We start from the raw sequence: 16,090 nt of genomic DNA, 5'->3' as shown, positions 1-16,090 counted from the left end.
GAGCAGATGAAGTCAGCGGAGTGTGGCATGACAGATCTCGTCGATCCGGTACAGCGCGCGTTTCTCGGCGTGGAGAAATCCGCGCTCGACAATCGCTGGGTGGCGCGGCTCGACCAGGCCGGGCAGAACCGGGCGCTCGCCATGTCGCAGGTCCACGGCCTGCCGGATCTGATCGCCCGCGTGCTGGCCGGGCGCGGCGTGACGGTGGACGAGGCGATCGAATTCCTCGACCCCACAATCCGCAGCCTGATGCCCGATCCCCATAAGCTGACCGATTGCGAAAAGGCCGCAACCCGCCTGCTGCGTGCGATCGAGCGCGGCGAGAGTGTTGCGATCTTCGGCGACTATGACGTCGACGGCGCGGCCTCCTCGGCGCTGATATTCCGCTTTCTCAGCCATTTCGGCGTCAGGGCGAACATTTACATTCCCGACCGCGTCTTCGAAGGTTACGGCCCCAATCCGGCGGCGATCAACCAGTTGATCGACAAAGGTGCTGAGCTGATCGTCACCGTCGATTGCGGCTCCACCAGTCACGAAGCGCTGGCGGCGGCTGCCGCGCGTGGCATCGATGTCGTCGTCATCGATCACCACCAGGTGACACATGAGCTGCCGCCCTGCCATGCGCTCGTCAATCCGAACCGTGAGGACGATCTCTCGGGGCAGGGGCATCTTTGTGCCGCCGGTGTCGTCTTCATGGTGCTGGTCGCGACGCTGAGACTGCTGCGCGCCGCCGGCAACAAACACATCCTGGCGATCGACCTCTTACAATGGCTTGATATCGTCGCACTGGCTACGGTCTGCGATGTCGTGCCGCTGAAGGGCCTCAACCGCGCCTATGTGGTGAAGGGGCTGGTCGCTGCCCGCCACCAGAGCAATGCCGGGCTTGCCGCACTCTTCCGCAAGGCGGGGCTCGCCGGCCCGGTGACACCCTATCATTTCGGTTTCCTGATCGGCCCGCGCATCAATGCCGGCGGGCGGATCGGCGACGCCGCCCTCGGAAGCCGGCTGCTGACGCTCGACGATGCCGGCGAGGCTGAAATGATCGCCCAGCGACTCGACGAGCTCAACCGCGAGCGCCAGGCGATGGAGACCGTCATGCTGCAGGAGGCGGAAGCCGAGGCGCTCGCCGAATATGGCGACGGCGAGGGCGCCTCCGTCATCGTTACCGCCCATGAGAAATGGCATCCCGGCATCGTCGGGTTGATCGCGGCGCGGCTGAAGGAGAAGTTCAAACGGCCGGCCTTCGCGATCGCCTTCGATGCCTCCGGCCGCGGCACCGGCTCGGGCCGCTCGATCAACGGCTTCGATATGGGCAGGATGGTGCGGGCTGCGGTCGACGAGGGGATTCTCGTCAAGGGCGGCGGCCACGCCATGGCCGCGGGGCTGACCGTGGAGCGCGCCGATCTCGGCAGGCTGAGGACCTTCTTCACGGAGAAGTCGGCAAGGACGGTGGCAAACCTCGTCGCCAACGAGACCTTGAAGATCGACGGGGCGATCGGCGCCAGCGGCGCCACGCTCGAACTTATCGACCGCCTGGATGCGGCCGGCCCCTATGGCTCCGGCCATGCCCAGCCGCTCTTTGCCGTACCGGCCCATCGCGTCCGCGACGCGCGCCTGGTCGGCGAGAAACATGTCAAGGTGACGCTGGAGGCCATGGACGGATCGCGGCTCGACGGCATCGCCTTCCGCGCCGCCGATACGCCGCTCGGCAATCTTCTCATCAATTCACGCGGCGCCAGCCTGCATGTCGCGGGTTCGCTCAGTGCCGAGCATTACCAGGGTGCGCGCCGCATCCAGCTGCGCGTCTGCGATGCCGCGCCGGCGAAATAGGGCTGTCGAGCAACCGCTTGAAAGACATGGAATTTAGAGAGAAGAAGTGGCACGCCCTAGGGGAGTCGAACCCCTCTTCCCAGAATGAAAATCTGGTGTCCTAACCGATAGACGAAGGGCGCTTCCTTCGTGGTGGCGCCCTTATAGTCAGCACCTTCGAAAGCCGCAAGCGCCAAGACGCGAAAAAATCATCGTTTTCGCCGATTTATTTCGGCTGTGGAAAAACCTGGTATCGTGAGGCGAGGGAACCGGGAAAAATAGGCCAGCGGGCTGGAGCATGTCGCGCAAAACTGTGCAGCGGTTTTGCCAGGCAAAGCGCGAAACGCTTTTGCCGAGACATGTGAGAAAATAAAGAGCTAAAGCGCAAGGAGCGAATCTGAAAGATCGCGACGCGCTTTAGGCGCCATTGCGCAAGCCCGGTGGTACGCCCTAGGGGAGTCGAACCCCTCTTTACAGAATGAGAATCTGTCGTCCTAACCGATAGACGAAGGGCGCAGGCCAGTTCGTTAAAATAGGCGCGCGCGCCGGCTTCTGCAAGCGGATGCGATGGGTTCTATATGGAGAGAAAGTGGCACGCCCTAGGGGAGTCGAACCCCTCTTCCCAGAATGAAAATCTGGTGTCCTAACCGATAGACGAAGGGCGCTTCCTTCGTGGTGGCGCCCTTATAGTCAGGCGTTTTGAATCCCGCAAGCGGGAAATGCGGATTTCTTTCAAAAAAATGACAGGAAATCCTGCTGCGTTGGAGACGCCGATTATTGAAGCCGAATCAATGGCTGCCGGTTGTTTCTTGAACAAGACGAGGCGACGCTGCCGTAGCGTGATGCGAAGAGCGCGCGGCGGTCAGATCGCTCTTGCGGTCGTCATCGGCGCACGTTTGCCGCCGCAGCCCCAGTTCCAGTCGCGGCTTTTGCCGGTGTCGAGATGGACCGAATCCGTGTGGCAATAGGTGCCGACGCCGCCCCGGTTCGGCAGCGAACGGATGTAGGCGGCGATGCCCCATTTCGTGACGCCGTCGATCTGGATGTCGGCTGCCTCGCAGCTCTTGTGCATCGATTCGTCAGCGCCGCCGACCAGGCGGTTATGCTCTTCGTCGCGGTAGCCTGACGTGACGATGACGGGCCGGCCGAAATGGCTTTCGACCGTTTTGATCACGTTCAGCAGGTCGGGCTTGAAGCAGCCGACCTCGACCTTGTCGTTCTGAAGATGCAGCCCGTTCGGCGCGATACGCGTCATGCCGGGCAGGGATGCCTTCTGCAGCAGGCCGGTGAGGCTGCCGAGCAGGTTCTGTTTCGGCGCGCTGTAGAGTGCATTCACAGTCGAGGTCGGAATGCTGCCGGTCGCCAGCGACGCTGTTTGAACCGGCGCAGGCTGCGTGCTGCCATTCTGCGAGGATTGCTGCGGCAGCACCGGCTCCGCCGGCTGTGCTGGTGCGGGCTGCTGGCTGTAGACGCTGCTTCTCGCGGGCACTGCACCTTCCACCGGCGCATAGGCCTGCGGCTGAATGACGGTGGATGTACTGTTGTTCTGCGGCGCCGGCTGGTGATCGGAAAAGATGCTCATCGCCTGGGCGTTGATCCGGGTCGACTGCATGACGAGCCCGCCGATATTGGCGGGCGCCGATGCCGCCGGATCGGCCGCCGGGGCAGCGGCATTCGGATTCGCTGCCACGGTCTGAGGTGCGGCCTGAGCGCCGGAGACATTGACGAGCCGGGGATCGGTATAGACCGAACGCGGGGCAGGGCTTGCAGGCGCTGCCGCGGCCAGTTCAGGTGCGGCGGCCTGCGCCGCCGGCGCCACCGCGGCGGAATCCAGCGCCTTCTTGTCCGACGCGCAGCCGGACAACAGCGCCAGCACCGAAGTGGCGATCAGCAAAGCGCCCGTCACGGGCATCCGCATTTGCATGTTAGGCAAGCGACCAGTCTCCGGTTAATGCAGAAAATGGGCGAAAAACGCCGCCGTCCGCTTCGAGTCACCGGGAGATTGCCTGCGGGGTCGGATCGCGGCAAGCGCCAAGGCGCCGGCCGGACCCGAAATCGAAAAAACCGCAAGCCTCGCAAAAGCCTTGCGGAAAAAACCTTACCAGGCGCCGGTATTGCCCATCGAGGCCCAGGGCTCAGCGGCCGGAAGCGGGCTGCCCTTCTGCAGGATTTCGATCGAGATGCCGTCGGGCGAGCGCACGAAGGCCATGTTGCCGTCGCGCGGCGGCCGGTTGATGGTGATGCCGTTGTCCATCAGATTCTGGCAGGTCGCATAAATATCGTCGACCTCATAGGCGAGGTGGCCGAAATTGCGTCCGCCGCTATAATCTTCCGTGTCCCAATTATAGGTGAGCTCGAGGCAGGGAGCCTTTTCGCTGCGCGCACGGTCGAGATCGTCGCGGGCGGCCAGGAAAACCAGGGTGAAGCGGCCCTTCTCGTTTTCGTGGCGGCGAATCTCCTCCAGCCCGAACAGCGTGGTGTAAAAGGCGAGTGAGGCGTCGAGGTCTTTGACGCGAACCATAGTGTGGAGATAACGCATTCTATTTACTCCTTTATTGGGGCTAGCTTTTTTCGGCGAGCCGAGGTCAGCTTCGGGCAAGTCATCTTTATAAAATGTGCAGCTGGGAATAACCGAAAACTAGGACTTGCGCTTATCCGTTACCAAGATGTTAATCTTGATTTCAAGAATCAGTTAACCGTAACAGTGTGACGCGTATTCGAGGGGCTGGCGAAATGGCTGATAGGATTTCATCGAACGAATACTCCGACCTTGACGAGCTATCGGCAGAGGCGGTCGATCTTGTTGAAATCACCGGCGTCGTCAAGTGGTTCGACGTCGCCAAGGGTTTCGGCTTCATCGTGCCCGACAACGGCATGCAGGATGTACTCCTGCATGTGACCTGCCTGCGCCGCGACGGTTACCAGACGATCCTCGAGGGAACGCGCATCGTCGCCCTCATCCAGCGCCGCGAGCGCGGTTACCAGGCTTTCAAGATCCTCTCGATGGACCAGTCGACGGCGGTACATCCCTCGCAGATGCCGCCGGTGCGCACCCATGTTCAGGTGACCGCGACGAGTGGGCTCGAGCGTGCGCTCGTCAAATGGTTCAACCGCACCAAGGGCTTCGGCTTCCTGACGCGCGGCGAGGGCACCGAAGACATCTTCGTGCATATGGAAACGCTCCGCCGCTTCGGCCTGACCGAACTGCGCCCCGGCCAGGTGGTGCTTGTCCGCTTTGGGGACGGCGAGAAGGGCCTGATGGCCGCGGAGATCCACCCCGACGTTCCGAGCCCGGCCAGCCGGTCGCACTGATATGCGCGGTCCAATCCTGTTTCATGCGATCAGAAGCGCCATCCTGGCGCTTTTTTTCATGGTCGCCCTGCCGGCTCTGGCCGAAGAGCAGATGCGGTTCGGCAAGGAACCGCTGCTCATCCAGACCGCTGCGGGCAAGGTGCTGCATTTCACCGTCGAGATCGCCTCGACGCCTGATCAGCGCGCCTACGGACTGATGTTTCGCAAAGTGATGGCCGATGATGCCGGCATGATCTTCGATTTCGACGAGCCGCGGCGCGTCACCATGTGGATGGAAAACACCATCCTGCCGCTCGACATGCTTTTTGCCGACGACACCGGCACGATCCGTCACATCAAGGAAAACGCAACGCCCTATTCGCGCGACATCATCGATTCGATGAGCCCGGTGAAATACGTCGTCGAACTCAATGCCGGCATCGTCGCCAAGCTCGGAATCAAGCCGGGCGACAGGATCGTCAGCGCCACGACGACGAAGAGGACGAAGTGAGCGCACAAGTCCGCGGGCTGCGACGTGGCTGCCAAGCACTTCAGAAATATCGGGATATTGAATGGTCGGAGTGGAGAGATTCGAACTCCCGACCCTCTGGTCCCAAACCAGATGCGCTACCAGACTGCGCTACACTCCGTGCCGTGGGCGGGGAGATACACGGTTCACTTCGCCGTCGCAACCCATAAATCCAGCCCTGGCCGAAGATTCCCGCCTGATATTGGGATGCATACAGAAAAATCGTGATGGGTCGCCGGTCTGCCCTGCCGGGCGCGCCGGACGTCAGCAGAAGGCTGCTCATCCGTGTTCGAGCAGACCGATATACTGGGCGTAGCTGATGGCAACGTAGAAGAACGCCGTAATCGCAGCCCCTATCACGATGGCATTGAACTCCGCCGAACGTCTCATCATGCGTGCAAATCCACTGAAATTAGCTGAGCCGTAAACTAGTGCCGAGGGCTAGCCGCGGCAATCAGCTTGTTATCACAACATGAGACAGGCGGTAATATCGCGCAACCGGCCGGAACCGTTAAGCTTCAGGCGGCGGCTGACAGGGGCAGGAATATCCGCAGCCGGCCTTTCCGCCGATATCCATGTTTCCGCGGCATCACCTCGTCATCGGGATGGAATCGGCAGCGCTCCCGCACCGCCTTTTTTCTTGAAAAGCCGAGGATTCGCAGATAAGCAAAATTCATCTCTTCGTGCTATATCCAGCGACGAAGCAAAGCCCCGGCAACGGGGAATGAGACCATGAAAGGCGGGCGCTGCCCGCACAGTCGGAGACGCCGCAGTCATGTCTGCCAAGATCTATCGTCCAGCCAAGACCGCCATGCAGTCGGGCAAGGCCAAGACCCATCTCTGGGTGCTCGAATTCGATCAGGAGTCGCCGCGCAAGATCGATCCAATGATGGGTTACACCTCCTCCGGCGATACGCGCCAGCAGGTGAAACTCACCTTCGAAACGCAGGAACTGGCCGAAGCCTATGCCCAGCGCAACGGCATCGAATACCGCGTCATCGCGCCGAAGGACCCGGTCCGCCAGGTTGTCGCCTATCCGGACAATTTCCGCTATACCCGTACACAGCCCTGGACGCATTGAGATTTCTCGTCCAGAACTGCCGCATCCGGTCGCGCTCCCTGAACGCGACCGCCGGACGGCCCCTTAGCTCAGCTGGATAGAGCACCTGCCTTCTAAGCAGGTTGTCGCAGGTTCGATTCCTGCAGGGGTCGCCATTTTTCAAGTGTCCATCCATGCAGCATGCCGTTCGCCAAACAGGTAGAGCGGCTTCCGTAAAACGAAGCTGCTGGGCCGTGGACCGCCTATCCGATTGGAACACGCATTTACGGCCATGTCTTCGGGCGACATGATTATCAACGAAAACTATGTAGGTGTCGCGAAAGATGGGTGTCCGCATCGTGCTCATAGGCTTCCCGGGCGTTGGGAAGTTGACTATCGCGAAAGAGTTGAGCGCCATGGTTTCGGCAAAAGTTGTCGACAACCACTGGATCAACAACCCGATCCTGCGGCTGCTGGATGAGGATGGAACTGCGTCGCTTCCAAAGGGAATATGGGAGTTCACAGGTCGGGTTCGGCAAACCGTCCTTGATGCAATCACCGCTTACGCGCCGTCCGCCAATTTCATTTTCACGCATGCCGCTATCGAGGGTGATGAGCGGAGCCTTCATACCTTTCAACAGATCGCCGGTGCTGCCGAAGCCTGCAACGCCGTTTTGGTGCCGGTGCGATTGCTGTGTGATGAAGAGGAGCTGGCTCGCCGGGTTTCGAACCCCGAGCGACGCCAAAGGTTGAAATCCACGGATGTGGCAGCCTCGAGGGATCGCAGTCGGAGGGCGGGGGTTTTCGATCCACTCCACCCAAACACATTGGTGCTCGACGTCACTTTCGCATCACCGGGAAAAACGGCCATCGCGATCCGAGAGCATATTCTGAAGGTCCTTGGCGACCTGTCAGCCTGAAATTCGCCGGAGGTGATTCTATTCGCGCTACGATCGTCGATATGCCTGACGGCGGGAGGTGAGGCGTTCTGACGAGCTATCGGTTTACGCAAAGCCGGCCCGGAAGGCCGGCTGACGCCCGTCGAAAAAAACGCAGCGCGCGGATGGGGCTCCCTCATCCACGCGCCGAAGTAGCCGACTTTTGCGGCCGGCGAGTTGTGGCGATCAGACCGCCACAACGGCTATCGTTACAGGAGAAAATCGCCCGCCCCCAGGTGGACGAGGCCCTTCAGCTGAACCTCGAAGTCATGAATGCCGTCGCCGTTCGTGTCGGCCTGGATAACGGTAGCATCGTTCGCGGATCCAGCATTGTCGTCATAGTGCCAAGCGAGCGCGCCAGCCTTGTGATCGAACAAGGCATTCTCCTGTGCCTGGAAATGGAAGGTACCATTGCCCGCCGCAGAGCCATTCGCATCGATCGCCGAGATGTCGATCTTATCGACGCCGTGCTGGAAGTCGGTGATGACGTCGCGGTTCAAGCCGGACCCGGTTTCCGTCGGTGCCTTCAAGATAAACGTATCCTCACCGATGCCACCGGTCATAATGTCCTTTCCGGCACCACCAATGAGGACATCATTGCCGGCGCCGCCGTCCAGCTTGTCCGCGCCAGCCCCGCCAGTGAGAACGTTGCCGCCGCCGTTGCCGCCGGTCAGTACGTCGTTGTAGCTTGAGCCGGTCAAGTTTTCGATGCTGGCGATCTTGTCGCCGGTCGCCTGACCGCCCGATGCGACCTTAGTCGCCAAGTTGACGTTGACCGCGTCGGAGCCCGCATAGCTGGCCGTGTCATTGCCAGTACCGCCGTCGAGCACGTCCGCGCCGGCCCCGCCCTTCAACACGTCACTACCGCCGAGACCCTTGAAGGTTTCGTTGCCGCCGTTGGACTGGCCGGTGTGCGGCAGGATGTCGTTACCGTTGGTGCCGATGAATTCCTTTGTCGGCGCCGTTGGCGTTGTCGGTTGCGTCGGCGTTGTCGGTTGCGTCGGGGTGGTTGGGGTTGTCGGATTCGTCGGCGTGGTTGGCGTTGTCGGTTGCGTCGGCGTGGTTGGCGTTCCCGGTGTCGCACTGGAGCCCGATTCGTAGGCACCCATGTCGACAGTTCCAACGACGCGAGCGTGGCCGTCCAGATCGACCGAGCCGACGCCGTACTTGGCGGTTCCGCCGTCGATCGCTGCCGAGCCCGAGGCGAGGTGGAAATTGTCGCTCGCTGCCGCCGCGAAATGCGGGTCGATGCCGAGCTTGTTGCCGTTCGCCGTGCTCGGCATAGCGTTGCCGCCGTCGGTCCTGACCGAGGCCTGGCCGGCCGTGCCGTTGTAGGTGTTGTTGTTGGCCCAGACGACGTTGGCGTTGGTATAGCCGCCGTACGACGTGTTATCGACCGCAGTGTTGTTCTTATTCACCGACGGGTCGGCTACGGCGATGTTGTTGATCCAGGTGTTGTTGCTCGACTGCGCGTTGCTGAGTTCGCCGCGCCAGGTGCCGTCGTTCAGCAGGTCCTGATTGTTGTGGTATGCGGTGTTGTTTTTCACCGTGACGGAGTCGCTCCAGGTAACTTGGATGCCTTTGCTGCCGTTCTCATAGACGAGGTTGTTGTCGACCAGGGTCTTAAACGTGTAGTTCGGATGACCGCTCGTCTGCGTGCTCTGGAAATCGTCGATGATGATGCCGTTGCCATCGGTGTGCGCACCCGACTTCGTGACGTTGTCGTGCGAGATGTTGTTCCGGATGATGTTGCGGAAGCTGCCATCGTCCGGCGCCCCGGTGATATTCCGGTTCTGGTAGAGAGAGATGCCTGAAAACCAGCCGGAACTCGCATTTTTGTAAGTCTCGTTCCCTTCGATCGTGATGAAGTCGGATCCGGCGAAGGCGATGCCGGACGCACCGTTGTCGTGGGAAACGTTATCGGCGATCCTCACATGGTGGACGCCATCACCAACAATGCCGTGCGAATCGCTCCCGTAGACCTCGAAGCCTTCGACCGCCACATAGTTAGCAGTGATGTTAATACCATTTGCGCCGCCCGACGCTGAGTGGATCACCGCTCCACCCGGTACCTCCGACCGCAAGGTAATGTAGCCGGCGGCGGAACCATCCTTGTACATGTTCACCGACTCATTATAGACGCCGGCGCGCACCACAACCTCGTCGCCGGGCTTAAGGTCCGACGCCATCGCGTCGCTGATCGTGCGAAATGGAGAGGAGGCGCTGCCGTTACCACCGCCGCTGCCGGTCGTCGCTACGTAGTATGTCGTCATAATCTGGTTCCTCAACCTTAGCGTTGTTCTTTACCAATTACTAATGTTAGTTAATCAGTCGTTACGGCGGCGGGTTATAGGGCGAGGTTGCGGAGGGTGCAACAGCAACTAGACAGTAAGTGCTTGAGAATCATAGCCATATTGCTGCCACATTATCCAAATCTATCAGAAGTTACAGTTTGAAATACTTGGTGAATTTCGAGTCGCCCAAATTATGTCAATATTTATATCTCGCCTACCGCGAATTATTCTTTCTGCAACTATAGAGATATGCATCCGTTGAAAACATTTGAAAAATCTGAGGGGCGTAACGGGATTCCTCCCGCCAATGGCGGAATCGACATTTTTTTTCCGAATCTAGCTATTTTGGGCTGAATCGCCTCGATATTGGGACTGATGAGATAGCAATAGGCGGCGGTGATGGCCGCCGATTCGACCTCCCTCTGCCTCCAAAAGGTGTCGCGAAAGACGGGTATTGGCATAGTGTTCATAGGATTCCCGGAGTTGGGAAGCTGACCATCGCGCAGGAGTTGAGCGCGATGGTTTCGGCAAAAATTGTCGATAACCACTGGATCAATAACCCGATACTGCGCCTGCTGGATGAGGATGGAACGGCGTCGCTTCCAAAGGGAGTATGGGAGTTCACAGGTCGGGTTCGGCAAGCCGTGCTTGACGCAATCATTGCTTATGCGCCGTCCGCCAACTTCATTTTCACGCATGCCGGTCTCGAGGGTGATGAGCGAAGCCTTCGTACCTTTCAACAGATCGCCAATGCCGCTGAAGCCTGTGCCGTCGTTCTGGTGCCGGTGCGGATGCTTTGTGATGAAGAGGAGCTGGCTCGCCGCGTTTCGAACCCCGAGCGACGCGAAAAGTTGAAATCCACCGACGTGGCAGCCTCCAGGAACCGCAGTCGGAAAGCACGGGTTTTAGATCCACTTCATCCAAACACATTGGTCCTCGACGTCACTGCCGCATCACCGGAAAAAACGGCCGCCGCGATCCAGGATCATATTTTGAAGGTTCTTGCCGACCGGTCGGCGTGAAATCGCTACGATCGTCGATACGCCTGAAGGCGGGTAGGTGAGTCGTTCTGGCAAGCTATTGGCTGCTGGAACGGCTGCAATTGAGGTTGCGGTCGATGGCACAAACGCACATTGAGGTTCGCAGGCCGTGGCGGCCATGTGAGACCATTTTCCTTCTGGGACCGGGCGGCGTCGGAAAATCGACGCTCGGCCGTCAACTCGCGGGGAAACTCGGTTGGGGGCTTATCGACCTCGATCTGGAGTTCTGCGAGCGTCTGGAGACGATTGGAACGTTCATTGCTTCCCACGGTTATGAGCGTTATCGCGCGGAAAACCTGGCGCTTGCGAAACATCTGCTGATGGCAAATCCAGCGCCGAATATATTTGTCACGCCATCGGGGTTCCTGGCGGCGCAAGCAGGCACCCATGATTACGGCGAAGCCCGAAGATTGGTTTCCACCGGCTATGGCATTGTCTTGCTGCCGTCGCTGGACATTGAGGCCGCAACCGCGGTTGTTGTTGAACGCCAACTGAAACGAGGGTTCGGATTTCAACAGGCGACGGAAGATCGAAAATTTAGGGAGCGCTTTCCGATCTATCTCAGGGAGGGGAACGCCCTGGTGGCATCCATGGAGCATCCCGCCGATGTTGCAGACGCTGTCATTCGCTCTCTTGATGGTTTTACATCAATGCTTCGAACCTAGCCTGGCCGGATTTCGGATCACGCTTGCCACTCGGCCAAGCCGCATGGACATCGGTGCCGCGTCGTTTACATCGTTTCCGCCGTCGCCTAGTGATTGCGCGAAACCTTAAAGTTTATGGACGAGCGACCATGTTGATCAAGCAGAGCGACTACCATCGGATTTACCGCGTTATCAATAGCCTGCTCATCAACGAAGCTGCCGACCCTGCCACAGCCTGCATGTACTTCAGCACGTTCGGGGCCTTCATCCTCAAACAGCATTACAAAATCAAAGCCACGCCGAAGGGCGGGCTTGCTGCTTACAATCTCGGGGGCACGCTCATACTGTTCGCAGACTATCGCGAAGACGGCTATGTGACCGGCGCAGGGGAAAATTTCCATTGCTGGGTAGAGGCGGATGGTTGGGCTATCGACTTCATGGCCCCGGCATTTTCCGAGACCGCGCGAGAGCTTTCCGTGCCGCCGAAGATGTTTCAACGTCCGCTCTCATCAATGGCTTCGTCGATCAACAATCTTGGCCAATCCGGCGATTTCTTTTATCAAGCCGAACCCGAGGCAACTGCCCGGCGCTTCGCGGACTGGCACAAACACGCGATGATCGGTGACCTTGCCACGATCGCCGCGAACTGGTTTCGAAAGTCGCCGAAGCAATTGCAGACGTCGCTATCGGTCGCGGATCAAAACGGAAAGCTGAAAAAGGTGCCGCTTTCCGGCAACGCGCTCGCTGGGGCGTGGTGATCGCTGTCCCGACGTCTTGGCCAAGAGAACGCCGCTATACGTGTTATCCGGGCTGTAACGCCCCACCTCGTCACCGGAAACTTGTTTTAAACACATTGCCGGCCTACGGATTCTTCCATCGAAATTGCTTGTCGAGCTTGGTTCGCGCCTCAGGCGGCCCAGCTGATCTTTCCTTTCAAAATCGATTTCTACGCCGTCCGGCAGTTGCCGGAGGGCGATTGTTTATGCGCTTGAGAGGAGAATGTTCATGAACACAGGCACAGTCAAATTCTTTGATCCGACGCGGGGCTTCGGATTCATTCAGCCGGACAACGGCTCGGCCGATATCTTCGTCCATATTTCAGCCGTTGAACAGGCTGGCATGGCGTCCTTGGATAAAGGGCAGAAGGTTGGGTTCGACATCATACAGGACAGCCGCTCCGGCAAAAGCACGGCCGGCAATATCGTCGCTGCCTGACATGCCGCGGTCTTCGACCGCGGATGCAAGCGCAGCATTTCGGCTGGATTTTCCGGCCATTGAGGAGATTTTCATGAGCAAGACCAATGCCGAGGCGCTGTTGCGCAAAATGCAGCGCCAGGTCGCCAACACCAGCGGCGGTGGCCATCTCGGCGGCACCAACTTCGGTCAGGGCAACGATGCCAAGACCGCGTCCGGAAGCGGCAATCGCCAGACGGGCAAGGGCCGGCCATCAGGTGGCGCTAAACGCTGATATATAGCGGTCGCCAATTGCATACAGCCCCGCCAATCTGGCGGGGTTTGTGTTTGATGGCCTGTGAAGGGCTATGGCGGGTTGGAGCTGTTCGGCTTTTCTCAGCGATCCAGGAAATGATCGAAGTAGACTTGAGGGATCGGGTAGGCGTAGACGCCCCTGTCGACAAAGCTGCGTCTATAGAGGCAGTTTCTCAGAGCCGCATTGTAGTGCAGGCTTCGCCGGTCGGGCGAGCCTCGTCGCCATGACCCTGCCTCCGGCACGCAGCGTTGGAGCGCTTTCTCGAAGCGAGCCAGAAGAACCGGATCGGTATCGACCCGGATGCCGCTGTAGGATTGATAGTTTGAAGGGGATTCTGCGGCCGAAATACAGGCCAAGCTAAGCGCAACGCCAACGACTGCCATCAATCTCATTGGATTTATTTCTCCCCTGATCGATTATTGAAGTAATCGAACGGGAGGTTATTGGTTCCAGTGCCTGTGGGCAAGGGGGCCTCATAGCCCCGCGGTCAGCCGCGTGAGCTCTGGCAGGGTAGCCGCCGCCGCAAAGTGGCGGCAGCTATCGGTGGTTGATCAAGCGAGGGATCAATCCAGGAGATCGGCCGGGACTTTGCCGCCATTTTCCGACAGCCGCTTCATCAGTGCCTTGTGCAGCCACATGTTCATTTTTGCGGAATCGCCGCTGTCGCCGGTATAGCCGAGCTCGGTGGCAAGTTCCTTGCGTTCGGAAAGGCTCGCATCCATCCCGACGGCTTTCATCAGGTCCACGATCGAGTGGCGCCAATCGAGTTTCTGGCCGCTCTTTTTCACGGCTGCATCGAGGATAGGAACGATGTCGACTGTCGCTGTTGATGTCGCCGGCTTGCTCTGAGCGGGAGGGGCTGCAGGGGCGGGACTGGGCGCCGCCGACGGCGCGGCAGGAGCCTGGGCGGGCTCAGTCTTTGGCGCGCCGGCGGCAGTGGGTTCAGCTGCTTTCGCTTCCCCGAAGATTGCATGTTTGATCTTATCGAAAATGCCCATTCTTGAACCTCCAGTTCCATTAAATGAGAACATGCTGAAACATGGACTTCCTACCTGATATATCCAGGCGGAAGGGGCGTTATTTTTAGTCATCTCAATCAATGGTGGAATATCCGGTTCCGAAGCAGGGTGCGGGCGATCCCAGCGAAAACGCTGCAAATGGATCAATCGCCACCAATCGTATCGAGAACCGAGCTTTCTTTCTGGCTCTGAAGATACCTGATGCAACTGGGAAGGAAATACTCGCTCGGTGCTCCAGTCGCTGCAAGATATGGCGAATTCTGGCACAGTCGGGTCGGCAATTGGTATTTCAATAACCGTGAAAGATCATTGCACGCCGCCGAACCGACTTGCCGTGCCGTGTTGTGAAACATTCCTCATACCTTCACGTTGCCTTGCCATGGATGTCCCGCAGGTTGCAGGAGATCCAGACGATCGAAGGCACGAGCGTTCCTCGATTTTCGGCTGCCGGGCAAGATCGCCCGGCCAATGGAAACGGAGGAAAACATGACCCATAACCACAAGGGACTATCCCTGGCAGTGCTTGCATCCAGCTGCGCCTTGCTTGCGATGCCGGCAAGCGATGCGCGGGCTATCGATGTCGGCGTCTCGGTGAATGCCGGCAACGCCGTTAGCGCCGCTGTCGGGGCATCACTCGGCGGCGGCCGTGGCGTTAGCGCCGATGCCAATGCTTCCATCGGCGGTTCGAGCGGCGTCAATGCCGATGCGACCGCCGATGCCGGCGGCGGCCGGGGCGTTGATGCTGCTGTCAATGCCGGCATCGGTGGCGGCAATGGTCTCGATGCGAACGCCAATGCCAGGCTCGGTGGCGGGCGTGGCGTCAATGCCGATCTCAATACACGCATCGGCAGTTCCGATCCGCTGGATAGCAACGCCACGGCCTCGGTCAGACGCGGCAGCGGCATCGATGCCGATCGCGCCACCGGCGCAGCAGACGGGGCAGGCGGCAGCAACAGATCCGCAGCTGAGGGCACCCTCAGCGCAGCGCAGGCCCGCACCCTGGAAGATTTCCGGGCGAGGCCGGTCAATGAGCAGCGCAAGATGCTTGTCCGCTGCGCGGATATCTCCGCGTCAAGCGGCTCCGCACCAGGCGGCTCCGATTCCGGTCTTGCCGGCCTCTGCAGTCTGCTGCAGGCGTCAGCCTCGCGCTGAACGTGAAAGACCCGCCGAACCGGAAGGTGCGGCGGGTCTTTAGGAAGCGTCAGCTCCCAAGCTTAATGCAGGATCTGGCTGAGGAACAGCTTGGTGCGTTCGTGTTGCGGATTGTCGAAGAACTCGGCCGGCGAATTCTGCTCGACGATCTGGCCCTGGTCCATGAAGATGACGCGGTTGGCGACCTGGCGGGCAAAGCCCATTTCATGGGTGACGCAGAGCATGGTCATGCCTTCCTCGGCAAGACCAACCATGGTGTCGAGCACTTCCTTGATCATTTCAGGATCGAGCGCCGAGGTCGGCTCGTCGAACAGCATGATCTTCGGGTTCATGCACAGCGACCGGGCGATCGCCACGCGCTGCTGCTGGCCGCCGGAAAGCTGTCCCGGATACTTGTTGGCCTGCTCGGGAATCTTGACGCGCTTGAGGAAGTGCATGGCGATCTCTTCCGCCTGCTTCTTCGGCATTTTGCGCACCCAGATCGGCGCCAATGTGCAGTTTTCGAGGATCGTCAGGTGCGGGAAGAGGTTGAAGTGCTGGAACACCATGCCGACTTCGCGCCTGACCTCGTCGATCTTTTTCAGATCGTTGGTCAGTTCGGTGCCGTCGACGACGATCTTGCCCTTCTGATGCTCTTCCAGGCGGTTGATGCAGCGGATCATCGTCGATTTGCCCGAACCGGACGGGCCGGCAATGACGATGCGCTCGCCGCGCATGACCTTCAGATTGATATCGCGCAGTACGTGGAAATCGCCGTACCACTTGTTCATGTTGATGATCTCGACCGCCACTTCCGTTGCGGAAACGGTGAGCTTTTTAGCTGGAGCTTCAGCCATGATTTTTTCC

Annotated in this window: 17 protein-coding genes and 5 tRNA genes; 12 read left to right on the top strand and 10 right to left on the bottom strand. The window is 59.5% G+C overall.

The annotated features are described in order from the left end of the window. Nucleotides 1–27: 27 nt before the first annotated feature. Nucleotides 28–1,830 (top strand): single-stranded-DNA-specific exonuclease RecJ, encoded by a 1,803-nt coding sequence (gene recJ, locus CO667_RS13655; protein WP_097618879.1) that lies wholly within the window; start codon nt 28–30, stop codon nt 1,828–1,830. A 47-nt stretch (nt 1,831–1,877) separates the two neighbouring features. On the opposite strand, the gene CO667_RS13650 is transcribed toward recJ, so the two are convergent. The 5 genes from CO667_RS13650 to gloA all read right to left on the bottom strand — a co-directional run bounded on the left by CO667_RS13650 (nt 1,878) and on the right by gloA (nt 4,348). Beyond that, a tRNA-Glu gene (locus CO667_RS13650) sits at nt 1,878–1,952 on the bottom strand. A 298-nt stretch (nt 1,953–2,250) separates the two neighbouring features. Further along, a tRNA-Glu gene (locus tag CO667_RS13645) sits at nt 2,251–2,325 on the bottom strand. A 74-nt stretch (nt 2,326–2,399) separates the two neighbouring features. Then, nucleotides 2,400–2,474: transfer RNA gene (locus CO667_RS13640), tRNA-Glu, on the bottom strand. Nucleotides 2,475–2,671: 197 nt separating this feature from the next. Next, nucleotides 2,672–3,742: a D-Ala-D-Ala carboxypeptidase family metallohydrolase gene (locus CO667_RS13635; RefSeq protein ID WP_097618878.1), complete on the bottom strand. Its 1,071-nt coding sequence runs from the start codon at nt 3,740–3,742 to the stop codon at nt 2,672–2,674. 165 nt (nt 3,743–3,907) lie between these two features. Then, entirely contained in the window at nt 3,908–4,348 is a 441-nt protein-coding gene (gloA, locus tag CO667_RS13630) for a lactoylglutathione lyase (protein WP_003539134.1), read from the bottom strand. Nucleotides 4,349–4,542: 194 nt separating this feature from the next. On the opposite strand from gloA, the gene CO667_RS13625 reads away from it, so the two are divergent. Together CO667_RS13625 and CO667_RS13620 are read left to right on the top strand one after the other, a co-directional pair. Continuing rightward, on the top strand, nt 4,543–5,121 hold the full coding sequence (locus tag CO667_RS13625; RefSeq protein WP_010067665.1) for a cold-shock protein: 579 nt from the start codon (nt 4,543–4,545) through the stop codon (nt 5,119–5,121). A gap of 1 nt (nt 5,122) precedes the next feature. After that, nucleotides 5,123–5,611 carry a DUF192 domain-containing protein gene (locus tag CO667_RS13620; RefSeq protein ID WP_097618877.1) on the top strand — a complete coding sequence of 163 codons (489 nt, stop codon included), beginning with the start codon at nt 5,123–5,125 and terminating at the stop codon, nt 5,609–5,611. Nucleotides 5,612–5,673: 62 nt separating this feature from the next. On the opposite strand, the gene CO667_RS13615 is transcribed toward CO667_RS13620, so the two are convergent. Further along, nucleotides 5,674–5,750 (bottom strand) — tRNA-Pro (locus CO667_RS13615). 654 nt (nt 5,751–6,404) lie between these two features. Here CO667_RS13615 and CO667_RS13610 point away from each other — a divergent pair. The 3 genes from CO667_RS13610 (at nt 6,405) to CO667_RS13600 (ending at nt 7,588) form a co-directional block, all read left to right on the top strand. Continuing rightward, a complete protein-coding gene (locus tag CO667_RS13610; RefSeq protein WP_003573430.1) occupies nt 6,405–6,710 on the top strand; it encodes an ETC complex I subunit in 306 nt (101 codons plus the stop codon). Between the two features lie 57 nt (nt 6,711–6,767). After that, nucleotides 6,768–6,844, top strand: a tRNA-Arg gene (locus CO667_RS13605). A 168-nt stretch (nt 6,845–7,012) separates the two neighbouring features. After that, nucleotides 7,013–7,588 (top strand): AAA family ATPase, encoded by a 576-nt coding sequence (locus CO667_RS13600; protein WP_097618876.1) that lies wholly within the window; start codon nt 7,013–7,015, stop codon nt 7,586–7,588. 227 nt (nt 7,589–7,815) lie between these two features. On the opposite strand, the gene CO667_RS13595 is transcribed toward CO667_RS13600, so the two are convergent. Further along, the gene (locus CO667_RS13595) at nt 7,816–9,879 is read right to left on the bottom strand and encodes a choice-of-anchor Q domain-containing protein (protein ID WP_097618875.1); all 2,064 of its coding nucleotides are present in this window, start codon (nt 9,877–9,879) and stop codon (nt 7,816–7,818) included. Nucleotides 9,880–10,373: 494 nt separating this feature from the next. Here CO667_RS13595 and CO667_RS13590 point away from each other — a divergent pair, with 494 nt between their 5' ends. The 5 genes from CO667_RS13590 to CO667_RS13570 all read left to right on the top strand — a co-directional run bounded on the left by CO667_RS13590 (nt 10,374) and on the right by CO667_RS13570 (nt 13,052). Further along, a complete protein-coding gene (locus tag CO667_RS13590; RefSeq protein WP_097618874.1) occupies nt 10,374–10,922 on the top strand; it encodes a chloramphenicol phosphotransferase in 549 nt (182 codons plus the stop codon). Nucleotides 10,923–11,017: 95 nt separating this feature from the next. After that, nucleotides 11,018–11,605, top strand: a complete 588-nt coding sequence (locus CO667_RS13585; RefSeq protein ID WP_097618873.1) for a shikimate kinase — start codon at nt 11,018–11,020, stop codon at nt 11,603–11,605. A gap of 128 nt (nt 11,606–11,733) precedes the next feature. After that, entirely contained in the window at nt 11,734–12,342 is a 609-nt protein-coding gene (locus CO667_RS13580; RefSeq protein ID WP_097618872.1) for a DUF2026 family protein, read from the top strand. 247 nt (nt 12,343–12,589) lie between these two features. Continuing rightward, entirely contained in the window at nt 12,590–12,799 is a 210-nt protein-coding gene (locus tag CO667_RS13575) for a cold-shock protein (protein WP_097618871.1), read from the top strand. A gap of 73 nt (nt 12,800–12,872) precedes the next feature. Then, a complete protein-coding gene (locus CO667_RS13570) occupies nt 12,873–13,052 on the top strand; it encodes a hypothetical protein (RefSeq protein WP_097619005.1) in 180 nt (59 codons plus the stop codon). A 101-nt stretch (nt 13,053–13,153) separates the two neighbouring features. Here CO667_RS13570 and CO667_RS13565 read toward each other — a convergent pair whose 3' ends face one another. After that, nucleotides 13,154–13,465, bottom strand: coding sequence for a hypothetical protein (locus tag CO667_RS13565; RefSeq protein ID WP_097618870.1), 312 nt, complete (start codon nt 13,463–13,465; stop codon nt 13,154–13,156). Nucleotides 13,466–13,636: 171 nt separating this feature from the next. Continuing rightward, nucleotides 13,637–14,071: a DUF3597 domain-containing protein gene (locus CO667_RS13560; RefSeq protein WP_097618869.1), complete on the bottom strand. Its 435-nt coding sequence runs from the start codon at nt 14,069–14,071 to the stop codon at nt 13,637–13,639. 507 nt (nt 14,072–14,578) lie between these two features. Here CO667_RS13560 and CO667_RS13555 point away from each other — a divergent pair. Continuing rightward, nucleotides 14,579–15,244, top strand: a complete 666-nt coding sequence (locus CO667_RS13555; protein WP_097619004.1) for a hypothetical protein — start codon at nt 14,579–14,581, stop codon at nt 15,242–15,244. A 62-nt stretch (nt 15,245–15,306) separates the two neighbouring features. Here the strand turns inward: CO667_RS13555 and CO667_RS13550 are convergent, their stop codons facing one another. Then, nucleotides 15,307–16,080 (bottom strand): amino acid ABC transporter ATP-binding protein, encoded by a 774-nt coding sequence (locus CO667_RS13550; protein WP_097618868.1) that lies wholly within the window; start codon nt 16,078–16,080, stop codon nt 15,307–15,309. Nucleotides 16,081–16,090 lie beyond the last annotated feature (10 nt).

Source organism: Rhizobium sp. L43 (genome assembly GCF_002531725.1).
Lineage (GTDB): Bacteria > Pseudomonadota > Alphaproteobacteria > Rhizobiales > Rhizobiaceae > Rhizobium.
The sequence above is the reverse complement of the archived record's forward strand: the minus strand, read 5'-3'. Positions and strand labels throughout refer to the sequence as shown.